Origin of the sequence: Streptomyces sp. NPDC059567 (genome assembly GCF_042735655.1) — a bacterium.
Classification (GTDB): Bacteria; Actinomycetota; Actinomycetes; order Streptomycetales; family Streptomycetaceae; genus Streptomyces.
The window spans coordinates 1-2991 of the sequence record NZ_JBHWBS010000065.1 but is presented as its reverse complement, the minus strand read 5'-3'; the positions used below and the strand labels follow the sequence as shown (position 1 = coordinate 2991).

The window sequence follows — 2991 nt, the reverse complement described above, 5'->3', positions numbered from 1 at the left end:
GGGCGCGGGGGGGCCCGGGAACGGGGTGACCGTCCTACACACCCCACCCCCCCCCCCCCCCCCCCCCCCCCCTTCTCTCAAGAGCGGATGACGGGAATCGAACCCGCGCCATAAGCTTGGGAATCACCGAGGCCCGGCTCGGCCACCACCTGCCTGACCTGCTGAAACGGCTCCTTTCGTGACGCTTTTCGCTGGCTCGGCGATACCCGTGGTGACCGCTGTTCACCGCCATGAAGGGCACGGATGGGGCACGACCAGCTTCCTCGGAGATGCGGCGCTTCCTCCGCGTGTCGGATGCCCGGTGATCAGTCCTCGGGTGGGCTTTCCGCTTCCTGGAGTCTCTCGGCGATGTCATCGGCCCACTCCTGAGCCCACCGGCGCAGCTCGATGGTCTGCTGGTCGTCGAGTCCGTAGGCCGCGAATTCGGTGTCATCGATCCAGTCCGCGCCGGCGAGCCGGGCCTGAAGGTCGGAGAGATCGAAGCTGTCACGAGCGTGGCGGCGGCCGAGCTCTTCGAGCTCAATGTGACTCCAGCGATCCGTTGTGGCTCGGACGTCGATCAGGTCACGCGCCAGGCCCCGGTCTGCCAGCGCGCGAACCTTCGTGCCGACCACGTCCTCCAGGGAAAGCACCAAGCCGTGCTGGGTCTTCACAGGCGGACGCCAGAGTGCTTCCTTGAGGACGTCGACCTCGCACTCCTCGCCGGTGGAGGTGTCGGTGACGATCAGCCGCGCGGACAGCGGGTCGGTTTCCAACGCTCGTACCTGCCAGCCGCGTTGTTCCAGCCCGGCGCGCACGGCGGCGGCGATCTTCTCCATCGGTTCCGGGTTCTCGGTGGCAACATCGAGGTCCTTGCTGAGCCGGTCGACCAGGCCATGTGCCTGGACGGCGTAGCCACCCGTGAGCACGAGCGGGTAGACATCGCCCACGGCGAGGACATCCGCGAGGAGCCGCCGGTGCAGTTCCGTGAGATTCACGCAGCAGCCTGGGCGTCGGGCGTCAGTTCGTTGAAGGCGTCCTCCCAGACATCGCGGATATCCCGGCTGATCAGTGTGCGCAGGACGGGCCACATGGCGACGAGCAGTTCCCGGTTCAGGTAATGGACCAGGTCATCGTGCTGCCCCTCGGCCAGCACGATCCGATAGCAACTCATCCGCAATCGGGGCTGGTCCAGGTCGAACCGAGACAGGCCTGACCACGCGAGGTGCAGCGGAAGGTCAACGTGACCGTGGGCGGGGCCGCCGAGCTCCGAGAGCTTGGCGGGAAGCCGCCTGGCGAATCTGGTGCGGCGGAGCTCGGGAACGCTGGGCGTGGCTGCCATGCCTTGATTATTCCGCACGAGGGCGAGGCCGCCCCGTGATTCCGGTACAGGTAACACCCGGCTCAGAGCTTCGCCCTGGCCGTACTGGCGGTAATGCCGCCGTAAGGGCAGGTCAGAGAACTCATGACCTTCGGCGAGACAATGCAGTGCCCATGCCCTCCGCGTGCCCCATCTCGCGGGGCAGAAGGGTGTACGACCGGCGAGACCGGCCTGCCTACAAACAAGCCCCAGGTCGCTGACCTGGGGCTTTGCTATGGAGCGGATGACGGGAATCGAACCCGCGCTATAAGCTTGGGAATCACCCGGCACTTGAGGGGCAGCATAGGTGCTGACCTGGGCAAACGGTTGCTGTCGGCCTCGCGGCGAGGTGGTTCGTGGAACCCTTCTTGACCGCTGTTCACCGCCCCTACTGGCACGTAGTGGCACGCACCGGACCTGGCCAAGTCTCTCTGCCGGCGATGTCTCCTCAGGGCGGTCCGGGGCGAGGGGCCTCCGCAGTGCCGTTGGTGTGTGGCCGAGGTATGGGCGCATGGTCCGGCAGAGGTGGGCTTGGTCGGAGAAGCCCAGGTTGGCGGCGAGGGTGGCGAGGCTGTCCTTGCTCGCGTCCAGATGGTTGAGGGCCGAGACGGACTCGGTTGCGGTAGCGGGTCAGGGAGACTCCCCGCGTTCGTCGACGATCACAGTCGGGCGATCGTGGGCCACCGGTTCGGGTTCGCCGAGGACACCGTCCGCCCGGCAGCCGCCCTGCGGCCTGCACTGCAAAGCACCACGTGATTCGGGGATTGGTGTCGCAGACGCGGCAGCTGCTCGTGGTCTGGCGCCGCGTGGAGGTGTGGCGGGGCCGGCCGCGTCCGTGACGCGGCTGGCCCTTTGTGCGGTGGGTGAGCGGTCAGCTGCCAGAGCCCTGGCGGCGCATCCGCGCGGCAAGCAGGAGGCCCGCGCCGGCGACGAGCGCGGTGCCCGCGCCTCCCGCGATCAGGACCGTATCGCCCGCGCCGGTGGAGGCCAGCGGAGAGCCGCTGCCGCCCTGCGGGGTCACGGCCGTTCCGCCGGTGTTGCCGGTGTCGGGGGTGCTGCCGGTGTCCGTGCCGGCGTCGTTCCCGGTGCCGTTTCCGGATCCGTCCTCGCCCTGCTGGTCGTCGCTCTTGTCGTTCTCCTGCTGGGCCTTGTTGTCCTTCTCCCGGCCTGGTGCTGGCCGGTGAGCAGGAATGCGGCGCGGTCGGCGGGGGTGCCCGCCAGAGCGGTGCGGCCGGCCTTGACCAGCTCCGGGCCGCCCTCGCTGATGATCTGGGCGATCGCGACGCGATTGTCCTGGTCCCGCAGGTCGTGCTGGGTCACCTCCAGGAAGTGGCGCAGCTCGGCAGGGGTCGGGGAGCCGATCAGGAGCTCGTGGATCGCCTCGCTGAGGATGGGGCCGGCCGAGCCCTCGTCGATCCGGGCGAGCTCGACCAGGTCGTCCTCAGCCTGCGCGAGGTGGCGGCCCTTTTCCAGGAAGGCGGTGCGGTCCGCCGGAGTTCCCAGCAGGGCCTTCTTGGCGGCTTCCTTCACCGCGGGGCTGGCGGTGTTGGTCAGGCGGGCCTTACGTTCTTGGACGGGTTGATCGAGCCATTCGTAGGGTTGGGTCGCCCAGGGGTGCTGGGTGTGGCTTTCAGGCGGCTGCCGTCCGTGGC

3 protein-coding genes are annotated in these 2991 nt (G+C 68.6%); all 3 read right to left on the bottom strand.

What is annotated here, in order from left to right:
- Positions 1-305: 305 nt before the first annotated feature.
- The gene (locus tag ACFVZW_RS25035) at positions 306-977 is read right to left on the bottom strand and encodes a nucleotidyl transferase AbiEii/AbiGii toxin family protein (protein ID WP_384525243.1); all 672 of its coding nucleotides are present in this window, start codon (positions 975-977) and stop codon (positions 306-308) included.
- The gene (locus ACFVZW_RS25030) at positions 974-1321 is read right to left on the bottom strand and encodes a transcriptional regulator (RefSeq protein WP_384525240.1); all 348 of its coding nucleotides are present in this window, start codon (positions 1319-1321) and stop codon (positions 974-976) included. Before ACFVZW_RS25030 ends, ACFVZW_RS25035 begins: the two co-directional genes overlap by 4 nt.
- A gap of 1035 nt (positions 1322-2356) precedes the next feature.
- On the bottom strand, positions 2357-2991 hold a 635-nt coding region (locus ACFVZW_RS25025), incomplete at its 5' end, for an ALF repeat-containing protein (RefSeq protein ID WP_384525237.1).

What these genes read in the sequence shown, in the direction of transcription:
- ACFVZW_RS25030 (WP_384525240.1), bottom strand. Translation starts at nt 1,321, where the DNA reads ATGGCAGCCACGCCCAGCGTTCCCGAGCTCCGCCGCACCAGATTCGCC.